Below are 14,257 nucleotides of genomic sequence, written 5' to 3'. Positions count from 1 at the left end.
GGTTTCAAGGAGTCTCGGCGCCGGTCAGGCGCTTGATGGTGCGGCGCAGCACGTCGCTGTCGGGCTGCTTGTCGAGGTATTCGCGCCAGATGGCCCGGGCGTCGCCCTGGCGCCCCTGGGCCCAGAGGACTTCGCCCAGGTGCGCGGCTACCTCGTGGTCGGGGTAGCGCTGCAGCGCCTGGCGCAGGTAGCGCTCGGCGTCGGCCAGCTTGCCCTGGCGATAGTTGATCCAGCCCATGCTGTCGAGGATCGCCGGGTCGTCCGGGTTCAGCTTGTGCGCCTTGAGGATCAGCTCGCGGGCCTCGCCGTAGCGGGTGGTGCGGTCGGCCAGGGTGTAGCCGAGGGCGTTGAGGGCCATGGCGTTGTCCGGCTCGCGGGCGATGACGAAGCGCAGGTCCTTTTCCATCTGCGCCAGGTCGTTGCGCTTCTCCGCCAGCATCGAGCGGGTGTAGAGCAGGTTGAGGTCCTCCGGGTACTGCTTCAGACCCTCCTGGATGGCCTGCCAGGCCTTTTCCTGCTGGTCGTTGTTGGACAGCGCCTCGGCTTCGATCAGGTACAGCTGGATGGCGTAGTCGGGTTGCTCGCTGCGCGCCTTGTCCAGGCGCTGGGCAGCTTCGTCGACGCGACCGGCCTTGAGCAGGACGTCGGTCTGGCGCAGTTGCGCCGGGAGGAAGTCATTGCCCGGACCGACCTGGCCGTACTCGTCGAGGGCACGCGCGGTGTCCTTCTGTTCCTCGGCGAGGCGTCCGAGGTTGAAGTGGGCGGCGTCGACGTGGCTGTCGCGCTCGACCAGTTCTTCCAGGTAGATCCTGGCTTCGTCCCAGGCCTGGGCTTCCAGGCAGACCAGCGCCAGGGAGAAACGCAGGTCGTCGTCGTCGGGGAATTGCTGGACCAGTCCGGCGAACTCGGCCTTGGCGTCGTCCAGGCGATTCTGCTCCACCAGCAGGCGCGCGTAGGCGAGGCGCACGCGTTTGTCGTCCGGGTGTTCCTTGATCCCGGCCTTGAGCAGCGGCAGGGCCTCGTCGCTGCGCTTCATGCTCTGCAACAGGCGCGAGCGGAGCAGCAGCGGGGCGACTTCGTGGCGGCTTGCGGAGTTGTCCTCGAGCAGGGTCAGGGCTTCATCCGGGCGGCCGTCCTGTTGCAGCAGCAGGGCCTTGCCGAACAGCAACTGGCCGTTGTTCGGGTATTTCTTCAACAGGTGGTCGAAGCTCTGCAGCAGGCCGGCGCGGGTATCCGGGTCGGTCTCCGCGGCAGACAGGGCGAGGAAGTCGAAGTGCGTGTCGCCCTGGCCGTTGAGGACCTTCTCCATGTACACCATGGACTCCTCGTAGCGCCCGGCGCGGGCCAACTGGATCGCGGCGGCGCGTTGGGCATCGAGGTTGTCCGGCGCGCTGTGTGCCCAGAGCAGGGAAGTGTCGAGGGCTTCCTGGTCGGCGCCGAGGTATTCGGCGATGCGGAAGGCGCGCTCGGAAACCCCGGGGTCGCGGGTTTTCTGCGCCTGCACCACATAGTTGCTCAGGGCGATGTCGAAGCGGTTGCGCTGCCCGGCCAGTTCGGCCACCAGCAGCGAATACAGGCTGTCCTCGCTGAAGGAGGCGTACTTTTCCGGCTTGGCCTTGGTCTCGACCGCGGTGTCTTCCACCGGCGGGGTGCCATCGGGAGTCTTGTGGATAAGTGACTGGCAGCCGCCGAGCAGCAGCGTGACGGTCAGCAGCGCAAGGGATTTGTTCATAGAGGAAGAAAGCCGGCCTTGAACCTGCGAGGGTGGCGCCATCATGACATAAGCCGTCCGGCAAGCCCAAGGGGGCCGGGACGGGCGTCGACGAAGCTGTCTATGGGGTCAATACATCGGCAATGGTTGTCCTGCCCTTGGCGAAGTAGGAGAATTGCGCGTTTCCCCGATTAGCTCAGCGATCCTGCATGGCCTTCATTGCCCTCGGCATCAATCACAAGACCGCCTCGGTGGCTGTCCGCGAGCGCGTGGCTTTCACTCCGGAACAGATGGTCGAGGCGCTGCAGCAGCTCTGCCGCCTGACCACCAGCCGCGAGGCGGCCATCCTGTCGACCTGCAACCGGAGCGAACTCTACCTGGAGATCGACCATCCGACCGCGGACGACGTGCTCGCCTGGCTGGCGGACTACCATCGCCTGACCCTCGACGAGTTGCGCGCCTGCGCCTATGTGCACCAGGACGAAGACGCGGTGCGCCACATGATGCGCGTGGCCTCCGGCCTCGACTCGATGGTCCTCGGCGAGCCGCAGATCCTCGGCCAGATGAAGTCGGCCTACGCCGTCGCGCGCGAGGCCGGCACCGTCGGTCCGCTGCTCGGCCGCCTGTTCCAGGCCACCTTCAGTACGGCGAAGACCGTCCGCACCGATACCGCCATCGGCGAGAACCCGGTGTCCGTGGCGTTCGCCGCGGTGAGCCTGGCCAAGCAGATCTTCAGCGACCTGCACCGCAGCCAGGCGCTGCTGATCGGCGCCGGCGAGACCATCACCCTGGTCGCGCGCCACCTGTTCGAGCAAGGCGTGAAGCGCATCGTGGTGGCCAACCGCACCCTGGAGCGCGCCAGCCTGCTCGCCGAGCAGTTCGGCGCCCATGCGGTGCTGCTTTCGGAGATCCCCGAGGAGTTGGCCAACAGCGATATCGTCATCAGCTCCACTGCCAGCCAGTTGCCGATCCTCGGCAAGGGCGCCGTGGAGCGCGCGCTGAAGCAGCGCAAGCACAAGCCGATGTTCATGGTCGACATCGCCGTGCCGCGCGACATCGAGCCGGAAGTCGGCGAACTGGACGACGTCTACCTCTATAGCGTCGACGACCTCCACGAAGTAGTGGCGGAGAATCTCAAGAGCCGCCAGGGCGCTGCCCAGGCCGCCGAGGAACTGGTCGGCAGCGGCGTCGCCGAGTTCATGCAGCGCCTGCGCGAACTGGCCGCGGTGGACGTGCTGCGCGCCTATCGGCAGCAGGCCGAGCGCCTGCGCGATGAGGAGCTGGGCAAGGCCCAGCGGCAACTGGCCAACGGTGCCGACCCCGCCGAGGTGATGGCCCAGCTGGCCCGCGGCCTGACCAACAAACTGCTGCACGCGCCCAGCGTGCAGATGAAGAAAATGTCCGCCGAGGGCCGCATCGACGCGCTGGCCCTGGCCCAGGAGCTGTTCGCCCTCGACGAGGGCGCGCCGCGCCACTGACCGGTACCTATGCCTGCATGAAAGCTTCTCTGCTGAAAAAGCTGGATGTCCTCAGCGATCGCTACGAAGAACTGACGGCGCTGCTCGGCGACGCCGAGGTGATCAGTGACCAGACCCGCTTCCGCGCCTATTCCCGCGAGTACGCCGAGGTCGAACCGGTGATCCTGGCGTTCCGCGACTACCGCAAGGTGCAGGCCGACCTCGAGGGCGCCCAGGCGTTGCTCAAGGACAGCGACCCGGAGTTGCGCGACCTCGCCGAGGAGGAGGTCGCCGAAGCGCGCGGCCGCCTCGCCGCCCTCGGCGACAGCCTGCAGCGCATGCTGCTGCCGAAGGATCCCAACGACAGCCGCAACGTGTTCCTGGAGATCCGTGCCGGCACCGGTGGCGACGAGGCGGCGATCTTCTCCGGCGACCTGTTCCGCATGTATTCGCGCTACGCCGAGCGCCAGGGCTGGCGGGTCGAGACGCTGTCGGAGAACGAGGGCGAGCACGGTGGCTACAAGGAAGTGATTGCCCGGGTCGAGGGCGACAACGTCTACGCCAAGCTCAAGTTCGAGTCCGGCGCGCACCGCGTGCAGCGGGTGCCGGAAACCGAATCCCAGGGCCGGATCCACACTTCCGCCTGCACCGTCGCGGTGCTGCCGGAGCCGGACGAGCAGGCAGCGATCGAGATCAACCCGGCCGACCTGCGGGTGGACACCTACCGTTCCTCCGGTGCCGGCGGCCAGCACGTCAACAAGACCGACTCGGCGGTGCGCATCACCCACATTCCCAGCGGCATCGTGGTCGAGTGCCAGGAAGAGCGCTCGCAGCACAAGAACCGCGCCAAGGCCATGGCCTGGCTGGCGGCCAAGCTCAACGACCAGCAGCAGGCCGCGGCGCAGCAGGCGATCGCCAGCACGCGCAAGCTGCTGGTGGGCTCGGGCGACCGCTCGGAGCGCATCCGTACCTACAACTTCCCGCAAGGGCGGGTCACCGACCATCGCATCAACCTCACCCTGTACTCCCTGGGCGAGGTGATGGAGGGCGCGGTGGAACAGGTGATCGAGCCGCTGCTGCAGGAATACCAGGCCGATCAACTGGCGGCCCTGGGCGACTGACATGACCACTATCTGTACCCTTCTCAAGGATTCCCAACTGCCCGATTCGCCCAGCGCCCGGCTCGACACCGAGTTGCTGCTGGCGGCGGCGATGGGCAAGCCGCGCAGCTTCCTGCGTACCTGGCCGGAGCGCATCGTGCCGCGCGAGGCCAACGAGCGGTTCGACGACTGGATCGCCCGTCGGCGCAACGGCGAGCCGGTGGCCTACATACTTGGCCACCAGGGCTTCTGGAGCCTGGACCTGGAGGTCGCGCCACACACACTGATCCCGCGCCCGGACACCGAACTGCTGGTGGAAACCGCGCTGGCGACCCTCGCGGCGGATACCGCTACGGTGCTCGACCTGGGCACCGGCACCGGCGCCATCGCCCTGGCCCTGGCCAGCGAACGGCCGCTGTGGACGGTGACTGCGGTGGACCGCGTGGAAGAGGCCGTGGCGCTGGCCGAGCGCAATCGCCAGCGGTTGCTCCTGGAGAACGTCGAGGTGCGCCGCAGCCACTGGTTCTCCGCTCTCGATGGCCGACGCTTCCGGATGATCGTCGGCAATCCGCCGTATATCCCTGCCAGCGATCCGCACCTGAGCGAGGGCGACGTGCGTTTCGAGCCGAAGAGCGCGCTGGTCGCGGGTAGCGATGGCCTCGACGATATCCGCCAGATCGTCGCCCAGGCGCCGCAGCATTTGCTGGACGAAGGCTGGTTGCTGCTCGAGCACGGCTATGATCAAGGGGCGGCTGTGCGCGAACTGCTCGGCGCCCGCGGCTTCGCCGGGGTACATACGTTGCGCGACCTCGGCGGCAACGAGCGGATCACTCTCGGACAATGGGTATGCTGAGCGACGAGGAACTGCTGCGCTACAGTCGCCAGATCCTGCTGGCGCAGGTCGACGTCGAGGGTCAGCTGCGCCTGAAGCGCAGCCGCGCACTGATCGTCGGTCTTGGCGGCCTGGGTTCGCCGGTGGCGCTGTACCTGGCCGCGGCCGGGGTCGGCGAGCTGCACCTGGCGGATTTCGATATGGTCGACCTGACCAACCTGCAACGGCAGGTCATCCACGATGGCACCAGCGTCGGTGTCGGCAAGGTGGAGTCGGCGATGCGCCGGCTGGGCGCGCTGAATCCGCAGATCCGCCTGGTCAGCCATAGCGCCGCGCTGGACAAGGACTCCCTCGATGCCGCCGTGGCGGCGGTCGACCTGGTGCTCGACTGCACCGACAACTTCGCCACCCGCGAGGCGGTCAACGTCGCCTGCGTGCGCGCCGGCAAGCCCCTGGTCAGCGGCGCGGCGATCCGTCTCGAGGGCCAGCTTTCGGTATTCGATACCCGCCGCGACGAAAGCCCCTGCTACCACTGCCTCTACGGGCACGGCAGCGAGGCCGAGCTGACCTGCAGCGAGGCCGGCGTGATCGGTCCGCTGGTGGGGCTGGTCGGTAGCCTGCAGGCTCTGGAGGCGCTCAAGCTGCTGGCCGGTTTCGGCGAACCGCTGGTGGGCCGCCTGCTGCTGGTGGACGCCCTCGGCACGCGCTTCCGCGAATTGCGGGTGCGTCGCGATCCTTCCTGTGCCGTCTGTGGGCAACGCCATGGCGGTTGAGTCGGCCGCGGTCGGCGTTTTCGATTCCGGGGTCGGCGGGCTCAGCGTATTGCGTGAGATTCGCGCGCGCCTGCCATCCGAATCGTTGCTCTACGTCGCCGACAACGCCCATGTGCCCTACGGCGAGAAGAGCGCGGAGTACATCCGCGAACGCTGCGAGCGGATCGGTGATTTCCTTCTGGAGCAGGGCGCCAAGGCTCTGGTACTGGCCTGCAATACCGCGACGGCTGCGGCTGCGGCGGAATTGCGCGAACGTTATCCGCAGGTGCCGCTGGTGGCCATGGAGCCTGCGGTGAAGCCGGCCGCGGCGGCCACCCGCAACGGTCGGGTCGGCGTCCTGGCCACCACCGGAACTCTGAAGAGCGCGCGTTTCGCCGCCTTGCTCGACCGCTTCGCCAGCGACGTACAGGTCTTCACCCAGCCCTGCCCGGGGCTGGTCGAGCGCATCGAAGCCGGCGATCTCTATGGGCCGCAAACCCGGGCACTGCTGGAACGCCTGCTGGCGCCCATCCTCGAACAGGGCTGCGATACGCTGATCCTCGGCTGTACTCATTATCCCTTCGTCAAACCCCTGCTGGCCGAGCTGATCCCGGCGGAGATGGCGGTGATCGATACGGGAGCGGCTGTCGCCCGGCAGCTGGAGCGCGTATTGTCGGCGCGGGCGCTACTGGCCTCTGGCCAGGCCGCGACGCCGCGTTTCTGGACCAGCGCGCTGCAGGAGGAGATGGAAAGGATCCTGCCGATCCTCTGGGGAAGCCCGGAAAGCGTAGGAAAATTAGTCGTTTAGTCGTTCCTGGCAGACGTGTCAGCGATTTTTTGAACTAAAGCGTTTGGTCTAGTATCTGCTTTAGTAAGTGCGCTCTTATAATGCGCAGCTTGAATGCGGGGGCTTTCATGCAACTTTCGAAAAGGACGTTTCAATGAAGAAACTACTTCCGCTGGCCGTTCTGGCCGCACTTTCCTCCGTCCACGTGGCCTCCGCCCAGGCGGCGGACGTCTCGGCCGCCGTCGGTGCGACCGGCCAGTCGGGCATGACCTATCGCCTGGGCCTGAGCTGGGATTGGGACAAGAGCTGGTGGCAGACCTCCACCGGGCGCCTGACCGGCTACTGGGATGCGGGCTACACCTATTGGGAAGGTGGCGATGAAGGCGCCGGCAAGCATTCGCTGTCGTTCGCTCCGGTATTCGTCTACGAGTTCGCCGGCGACTCGATCAAGCCATTCATCGAGGCCGGTATCGGCGTGGCGGCGTTCTCCGGCACCCGTGTCGGCGACCAGAACCTGGGTTCCTCCCTGAACTTCGAAGACCGCATCGGCGCCGGCCTGAAGTTCGCCAACGGCCAGTCGGTCGGCGTTCGGGCGATCCACTATTCCAACGCCGGCCTGAAACAGCCGAACGACGGTATCGAGTCCTACAGCCTGTTCTACAAGATCCCGATCTAGTCGGCACGGGCGAAAAAAGCCGGGTTCATCCCGGCTTTTTCATGCCTGCGATTCTTCCGCCACGCCGCACCGCCCTATGGAAAGAGCGAGCCATTTGGCGGGAGGCGATAGCTCGCTGACGCGCCCTACGCGCGACCATCGCGCGGCGGCAGGTTGCGGAAAGCCGCCAGCGCCCGTTCGCGGCTGGCCTTCAGGTCGACCATCGGCCGTGGATAGTCGACCCCGGCGAACAGCCCCAGGCTGGACGGATCGTGGATCGCCTTGCGCTCCAGGCCGGCCAGTTCCGGCAGCCAGTGGCGGATGAACTCGCCGCGTGGGTCGAAGCGTTCGGACTGCGAGAGCGGATTGAACAGGCGGAAGTAGGGGACCGCGTCGGTGCCGGTGGATGCGCTCCACTGCCAGCCGCCGTTGTTCGCCGCCAGGTCACCGTCGATGAGGTGGCGCATGAACCAGCGTTCGCCTTCGCGCCAGTCGATCAGCAGGTTCTTGCTGAGGAACATCGCTACCACCATCCGCAGGCGATTGTGCATCCAGCCGGTGGCGAGCAACTGGCGCATTGCCGCGTCGATGATCGGTATGCCGGTGCGCCCCTGTTGCCAGGCTTCGAGTTCCGCCGGGGCCTGGCGCCAGCGCAGGGCTTCGGTCTCCTCGCGGAAGGGGCGGTGCCGGGAGACCCGGGGGTAGCCGACCAGGATGTGCTTGTAGAACTCGCGCCAGAGCAGCTCGTTGATCCAGGTCGCGGCGCCTTGCTGGCCGCCGCTGAACTCGCCGCGGTTGGCAACCAGCGCGGCGTCCAGGCATTGTCTGGGTGAGAGTACGCCGGCGGCCAGGTAGGGCGACAGTTGGCTGGTGCCGGGAAGCGCCGGGAAGTCGCGCCGTTCATGGTAGTCGGCCAGGTGCTGGTCGGCGAAGTCGCGCAGGCGTTCCTGCGCTACCTCTTCGCCTGCCGGCCAGAGGCGGCGCAAGCTATCGGCCGGCCGCGGGAAGGCGGGCACGGCATCCGGCAGCGGGTCGCTGGCCAGCGCGTGCGGTGGCTGGGGCTGCGGACGCGGGCGGACACCCGGCAGGGCCTGGTACAGCCGTTCGTGGCAGACCTTGCGGAACTGGCTGAACACCTGGAAATAGCCGCCAGTTCGGGTCAGCACCGAGCCGGGGGCGAAGAACAGCTGGTCGAGGTGGCTGTGGAAGGCCACGCCCTGTTCACGCAGGCGTTGGCCGACGGCCTGGTCGCGGCGTTCCTCGTTCACCCCGTATTCCTGGTTGACGTGTACCGCGCCGACTCCCAGCTCCCGACAGAGCCGGCCGATGACTTCCGGGGCTTGCCGCCAGTGGCCGCAGTCGCGCACCAGCAGCGGGATGTTCAGCGCGGCGAGCTGGCGTTGCAGCTCGCCCAGGTTGCGCAGCCAGAAGTCGACCTTGCAGGGCGCATCGTCGTGTTCCCGCCACTGCGCCGGGCTGAGCAGGTAGAGAGCCACGCAAGGGCGCCCATCGGCGGCGGCGAGGAGCGCGCTGTTATCGGTGGTTCGCAGGTCGCAGCGAAACCAGATCAGGTTCATCGGAAGTCCGTTCATGGGTTCAACAGACCTTGTTCGCCGAGCAGGCGGCGGGCTTCCAGGGGCGTGCTCGCCAGCAGCAGGCCAGTTAGCGCCAAGGTTTCGAAGGCTTCGCGCTGGATCTCCACGGCCGGTCCGACCAGCACCACCGGGCAGCTCACCCCTGCCAGCAGGCGCGGCAGGTGCTCCGGATTGAGGCGATGACTGGCGTACAGCAACACGCCGCGAGCTTCCAGGCGTTCGCAGGCCAGGGCCAGTTCGGCCGGTGGCAGCGGCCAGTCGAAGACCTGCAGCGGCACCTCGCCGCTGCCGAGCAACCAACTGCACAGCCAGAGGTTCGGTTCCAGCGACAGCTCGGACTGGTTGACCAGCAGCAGCGGCGCGCCCTGTTGCAGCCGTTGCTGGTGATAAAGGCGGGCGCCCAGCTTGCTGCGCAACCAGGAGAAGAAGAAGGCCCGCTCCATGCGCGCGCCGAACTGTCCCTGCCAGCGTCGTTCGAGGTGCTGCAGCAAGGGTTGCAGAAGCTTTTCGCAGAGGGTCGCTACCGGATAGAGCGACGCGGCCTGGTTGAACAGATCGTCGAGGCGTCGCTCGGCCAGCGCGGCGATGGCGTCCAGCAGCTGTTCGTGCAGGCGTTCCCAGGGGGATTCGACATCCGCCGCCGGGGTTTCCTCCGGACGCTCCAGCAGCGCGCGCACCTGGCTGATGGCGACGCCACGCTCGAGCCAGACGAGTATCCGGCGGATGCGCTCGACCTGCTCTTCGCTGTAGAGCCGGTGCCCCTTGCCGGTGCGTTGCGGCACCACCAGGCCATAGCGGCGCTCCCAGGCGCGCAGGGTGACCGGATGGACGCCGGTCAGACGAGTGACTTCGCGGATCGGCAGGCCGCCGCGTTCGAGGTGGGGCGAGTTCATCGGGAAATCCTAGAGCGCGTTGCGCAGGCCGAGTTCGGTCGGGTGCGGTTGCAGGTAGGCCTGCTGGGCGATGTATGCATGCGGGTGGCGACGGAAGTGGTGCTTTAGCAGGGTCAGCGGTACCACCAGCGGCACGCTGCCATGCCGGTATTGCTCGATCAGCTCGCGCAATTCACGCCTGTCTTCGGTTGCGAGGTCGCGTTTCAGGTAGCCGCTCAGGTGCAGCAACACGTTGCCATGGCTGCCGCGGGTCGCGCAGCGGCGCAAGCCCTGCATCAGCTCGCCGAAGTAGCGAGTGCCGAGGGCTTCCGGCTGGTAGTGGCCGGCTTCGCCGAGCAGGCGGCCGAGGCTGCGGTAGTGCTCCGGCGAATGGGCCAGCAACTGGTACTTGTAGCGGCTATGGAAGGCGACGATGGCCGAATGGCTGAGGCCGCGCTGGCGCAGGGCCTGCCAGTGGGCATGGGCATACACGCGGGTGAGGAAGTTCTCCCGCAGGACCGGATCGTGCAGCCGGCCTTCTTCTTCCACCGGTAGCTCCGGCAAGGCTTCGCAAAGGGCTGCGGCGAAGCGTCCACGGCCTTCGGCGCGCGGCGCGCCGCCGCCTTCTGGATAGACCTTGACCCGTTGCAGCCCGCAGGACGGCGAGCGTTGCATGAAGATGAAACCGTCCAGCGTATCCGCCCGTTGCGCCACCCTCCGCGCATATTCGGCGAGCGCTCCGCCGACCGCCAGGCCGTCGCGGCTCCGCGCCTCGGCGGCTTCCGGAGTGCCTTCCAGGCGAATCGCCGGGCGCGGCGTGCCCAGGCCGATGGCCTGTTCCGGGCAGAAGGAGACGAACTCGACGTGTCGCGCCAGTTCCTCGCAAAGCGCGGATCGCTTGTGGCCGCCGTTGAAGCGCACCGGTTCGCCGAGCAGGCAGGCGCTGATGCCGAGTCGGGGCGTCAGGGAAGGGTGAGATTCGTGCATCGGTGTCGTCTCCCGAGGGGAAAGGAGGTTCGCGCGCAGCTCGACAGTCAGGCGGTCATACGACACATCCTAGAACTTATCTTGTACAGGTCAATGTATTTGTATAGGTATTTTCTTGTCACATCGGGCCGCCAGGCGACGGCCCGATCCCCTCAGAGATGTTCCAGCAGGCGCCGCGCGGCTTCCTGGCCGCTGAGCCAGGCGCCTTCGACGCGGCCGCTGGAGCACCAGTCGCCGCAGGCGTAGATGCCCAGGTCGGGATCGCCGAGGGCGCCCCACTGGTGGGCCTCCGCCGGGCGTGCATAGAGCCAGCGGTGGGCGATGCTGAAGGCGGCTTCCGGTACGGCGCAGCCGATCACTTCGGCGAAGGCGCAGCGCAGGTGCTCGACCACGTCCTCCTTGGCCATGTCGATGTGCTGCCGGCTCCACTGGCTGGTGGCGTGCAGCACCCAGGTGTCGAGGGTGGTGTCGCGCCCCGGCTTGCTGCGATTGCAGGCCAGCCAGGCGATCGGACTGTCGTGCACGAAGCAGCCCTGCACCGGGGTGTCGAGTACCTCGCGGAAGCCCAGCGCCACCGCCCAGGTCGGCTCCATGACCACGCTCGCGGCGGTGGCCGCCAGTTTCGGCACGCTGGCCAGCAGCGGCGTGGCCTGGGGAGCGGGGATGGCGATCAGGACCTGGTTGAACGGACCGTGGTTCTGTCCCTCGGCGTCCTGCAGGTGCCAGTGCTGCTTGCCGCGGAAGACCTCGGTGATGCGGCAGGAGAAGACCACTTGCAGATCGGTGAGCAGGGCGCGGGTGATCGCACTCATCCGTGGGATGCCGACCCAGCGTGGCTGCTCGTCCGGGGAGGGGCTCAGCTGGCCGTCGCGGTATTGGTAGAGAGCGGGTTTCCACTCGTCCACCCAGCCTTCCTCGCGCCAGTGTTGCAAGGCGTCGAGGAAGCGCCGGTCGCGGGCGGTGAAGTATTGCGCGCCGAGGTCCAGCGTGCCGGCCTCGCTGCGCTTGCTGGCCATGCGGCCGCCGCTGCCGTGGCCCTTGTCGAACAGTTGTACGGTCTGGCCGGCGGATCTCAATGCGTGGGCGGCGGAAAGCCCGGCGATGCCAGTACCGATGATGGCGATGGGGACGCTCATGACATGCCTCTCTGGTTGTGTAGCGTCTGGACAGGCGAATCAGGTTTCTTGTACAAGCTTGATTTAATGTACAGTATTGCGCGTGCTTCGAGGCGCACCTTGCATCGCGCCGATGGCGCGCCTGCGGCGCACGGCTCGCTTCCTGGCCTGTCGAACCTTCAGACGTTCCGTTCGGAAGTATCAACCGAGTTATCTGAAGAATAGACGGCTGGCGCCGTTCACTAAGGCACCAGTGCGATGCAAGCCCTGTTCCTTGGCTGAGTCGAAAACGACGCCAGGGTTCCCCGGCCGGAGCCGACGGATCTTCCATCCACAGGATAACGCCGGAATGGGGGAAGGATGCACGGTCATCGGGCAGATCGATGTCCAGGGTCCAGACTGAAAGGGCACGCAGGCAAAACGAGGAGACAGCCATGCACATTCTCTTGACCGGCGGTACCGGCCTGATGGGGCGCCGCCTGTGCGCCCGCTGGCGACAGGCCGGACACCGGCTGACCGTGTTCAGCCGGCGGCCGCAGCAGGTGGAATCGCTGTGCGGCGTCGGCGTGCGCGGCATCGATCGTTTCGACGAGTACGGCGACCAGCCGCTCGACGCGGTGGTCAACCTGGCCGGCGAGCCGATCGCGGACAAACCCTGGAGTCACAAGCGCAAGGCGCTGCTGTGGGAAAGCCGGGTACGCCTTACCGAGCGCCTGGTGGAATGGCTGGACGCTCGCGAGCAGCGCCCGGACCTTCTGTTATCGGGTTCTGCGGTGGGTTGGTATGGCGACAGCGGCGAGCGCCCGGTGACCGAGGAGGGGGCGGCGGCCGGCGAGGATTTCGCCAGCGAGCTATGCCTAGCCTGGGAGCAGATCGCCCTCGAGGCGGAGAAGCTCGGCACCCGTGTCGTGCTGTTGCGCACCGGCCTGGTGCTGGCCCCCGAGGGCGGCTTCCTCGGGCGCCTGTTGCCGCTCTACCGGCTCGGCCTGGGCGGACCGCTGGGTGACGGCCGGCAATGGATGCCGTGGATTCATATCGAGGATCAAATCGAGCTGATCGATTTTCTTTTGCGGCGGCCCGATGCCAGCGGTCCCTATAATGCGTGCGCTCCCAACCCGGTGCGCAACCGCGATTTCGCCAAGGCCCTGGGCCGGGCGCTGCACAAGCCGGCGCGGATACCGACCCCCGGGTTCGTCCTGCGCCTCGGGCTGGGAGAAATGTCCGGATTGCTGCTCGGCGGCCAGCGAGCCTTGCCGCAACGCTTGCAGGACGCCGGCTACCGTTTTCAATTCACCGACCTGGACGTGGCGCTGGCCGATGTCCTGGACGCCCGACGAAAGGATCAGGCATGACCGAGAATGCCCTGCTGTTGCTCAACCTGGGCTCCCCGGATTCGACCCGGGTGGAGGATGTCCGCCGCTATCTCGACCAGTTCCTCATGGATCCCTACGTGGTCGACCTGCCCTGGCCGCTGCGGCGCCTGCTGGTGTCGCTGATCCTGATCAAGCGTCCGGCCGAATCGGCGCACGCCTACAGCTCGATCTGGTGGGACGAAGGGTCGCCACTGATCGTCCTCAGTCGTCGCCTGCAGGAAGCGATGAAGCCGCACTGGCCGCATGGACCGGTGGAACTGGCGATGCGCTACGGCCAGCCGGCCATCGAGAAGGTCCTGCTCGACCTGGCGCGCCGCGGTATCCGGCGGGTGACCCTGGCGCCGCTGTATCCGCAGTTCGCCGACAGCACCACGACCACCGCCGAACAGGAGGTGCGCCGGGTGATCGCCGCCCATCGCCTGGGCCTGGAGGTCAGCACGCTGCCGCCGTTCTACGACCAGCCGGTCTACCTCGATGCCCTGGTGGAAAGCGTGCGTCCGTACCTGCAGCAGCCCCACGACCATCTGTTGCTGAGCTTCCATGGCTTGCCCGAGCGGCACATCCGCAAGCTGGTGAAGGATCCTGCCCACGACCTGCTGGCCGAGAACAGCCGCAACGTCAGCCCCGAAGCCCTCGCCCTCTGCTACCGCAGCCAGTGCCTGCGCACCGCCGAGGCCTTCGCCGAGCGCGCCGGCCTGGAGCAGGGGCGCTGGTCGGTGTCGTTCCAGTCGCGCCTGGGGCGCGCCAAGTGGATCGAGCCCTATACCGACGCCAAGCTCGACGAACTGGTGCAGCGCGGGGTGAAGCGCCTGCTGGTGATGTGTCCGGCGTTCGTTGCCGACTGCATCGAGACCCTGGAGGAAATCGGCATGCGCGGCCGCGAGCAGTTCATCAGTGCCGGCGGCGAGGACTTGGTGCTGATTCCCTGCCTCAACGACCACCCCGCCTGGGTCGGCGCCCTGGCCGAGATGAGCGGGCGCTTGGCCAGGCCGCTCTGAGAGCCTGTTCATGATCCGCTGCG

Annotated in this window: 13 protein-coding genes; 8 read left to right on the top strand and 5 right to left on the bottom strand. The window is 67.1% G+C overall.

Features of this window, described 5'->3' with window-relative positions:
• Positions 1-4: 4 nt before the first annotated feature.
• Positions 5-1,777, bottom strand: coding sequence for a proteolytic complex protein LbcA (gene lbcA, locus LJF27_RS14650; protein ID WP_004347799.1), 1,773 nt, complete (start codon positions 1,775-1,777; stop codon positions 5-7).
• Between the two features lie 143 nt (positions 1,778-1,920).
• Between lbcA and hemA the strand changes: the two genes are divergently transcribed.
• The 6 genes from hemA (at position 1,921) to pagL (ending at position 7,315) form a co-directional block, all read left to right on the top strand.
• A complete protein-coding gene (gene hemA / locus LJF27_RS14645; protein WP_003095001.1) occupies positions 1,921-3,189 on the top strand; it encodes a glutamyl-tRNA reductase in 1,269 nt (422 codons plus the stop codon).
• A gap of 17 nt (positions 3,190-3,206) precedes the next feature.
• On the top strand, positions 3,207-4,289 hold the full coding sequence (gene prfA, locus LJF27_RS14640; protein WP_003099290.1) for a peptide chain release factor 1: 1,083 nt from the start codon (positions 3,207-3,209) through the stop codon (positions 4,287-4,289).
• 1 nt (position 4,290) lies between these two features.
• Complete coding sequence (gene prmC / locus LJF27_RS14635) at positions 4,291-5,121, top strand: peptide chain release factor N(5)-glutamine methyltransferase (RefSeq protein WP_003117429.1); 831 nt, start codon at positions 4,291-4,293, stop codon at positions 5,119-5,121.
• Positions 5,115-5,873, top strand: a complete 759-nt coding sequence (locus LJF27_RS14630; protein ID WP_003117430.1) for a molybdopterin-synthase adenylyltransferase MoeB — start codon at positions 5,115-5,117, stop codon at positions 5,871-5,873. The genes prmC and LJF27_RS14630 overlap by 7 nt, the downstream gene beginning before the upstream one ends.
• Positions 5,863-6,660 carry a glutamate racemase gene (gene murI / locus LJF27_RS14625; RefSeq protein WP_003117431.1) on the top strand — a complete coding sequence of 266 codons (798 nt, stop codon included), beginning with the start codon at positions 5,863-5,865 and terminating at the stop codon, positions 6,658-6,660. The genes LJF27_RS14630 and murI overlap by 11 nt, the downstream gene beginning before the upstream one ends.
• Positions 6,661-6,793: 133 nt before the next feature.
• Positions 6,794-7,315, top strand: a complete 522-nt coding sequence (pagL, locus tag LJF27_RS14620; protein WP_003099307.1) for a lipid A 3-O-deacylase — start codon at positions 6,794-6,796, stop codon at positions 7,313-7,315.
• A gap of 125 nt (positions 7,316-7,440) precedes the next feature.
• Here pagL and phrB read toward each other — a convergent pair whose 3' ends face one another.
• From phrB to LJF27_RS14600, 4 genes are all read right to left on the bottom strand, one after another.
• On the bottom strand, positions 7,441-8,886 hold the full coding sequence (phrB, locus tag LJF27_RS14615) for a deoxyribodipyrimidine photo-lyase (protein ID WP_003121048.1): 1,446 nt from the start codon (positions 8,884-8,886) through the stop codon (positions 7,441-7,443).
• A complete protein-coding gene (locus tag LJF27_RS14610) occupies positions 8,883-9,782 on the bottom strand; it encodes a MerR family transcriptional regulator (RefSeq protein WP_003117433.1) in 900 nt (299 codons plus the stop codon). The genes phrB and LJF27_RS14610 overlap by 4 nt, the downstream gene beginning before the upstream one ends.
• Before the next feature lie 9 nt (positions 9,783-9,791).
• Entirely contained in the window at positions 9,792-10,748 is a 957-nt protein-coding gene (locus LJF27_RS14605; protein ID WP_003099314.1) for a DUF523 and DUF1722 domain-containing protein, read from the bottom strand.
• Positions 10,749-10,900: 152 nt separating this feature from the next.
• Positions 10,901-11,884 (bottom strand): NAD(P)/FAD-dependent oxidoreductase, encoded by a 984-nt coding sequence (locus LJF27_RS14600; RefSeq protein ID WP_003099318.1) that lies wholly within the window; start codon positions 11,882-11,884, stop codon positions 10,901-10,903.
• A 413-nt stretch (positions 11,885-12,297) separates the two neighbouring features.
• Here LJF27_RS14600 and LJF27_RS14595 point away from each other — a divergent pair, with 413 nt between their 5' ends.
• The gene (locus LJF27_RS14595; RefSeq protein WP_003117434.1) at positions 12,298-13,215 is read left to right on the top strand and encodes a TIGR01777 family oxidoreductase; all 918 of its coding nucleotides are present in this window, start codon (positions 12,298-12,300) and stop codon (positions 13,213-13,215) included.
• A complete protein-coding gene (gene hemH, locus LJF27_RS14590) occupies positions 13,212-14,234 on the top strand; it encodes a ferrochelatase (protein WP_003099324.1) in 1,023 nt (340 codons plus the stop codon). Before LJF27_RS14595 ends, hemH begins: the two co-directional genes overlap by 4 nt.
• Positions 14,235-14,257: the final 23 nt, after the last annotated feature.

Source organism: Pseudomonas sp. 203-8, assembly GCF_020708595.1.
Lineage (GTDB): Bacteria > Pseudomonadota > Gammaproteobacteria > Pseudomonadales > Pseudomonadaceae > Pseudomonas > Pseudomonas aeruginosa.
This window is presented reverse-complemented; position numbering and strand designations above follow the sequence as displayed.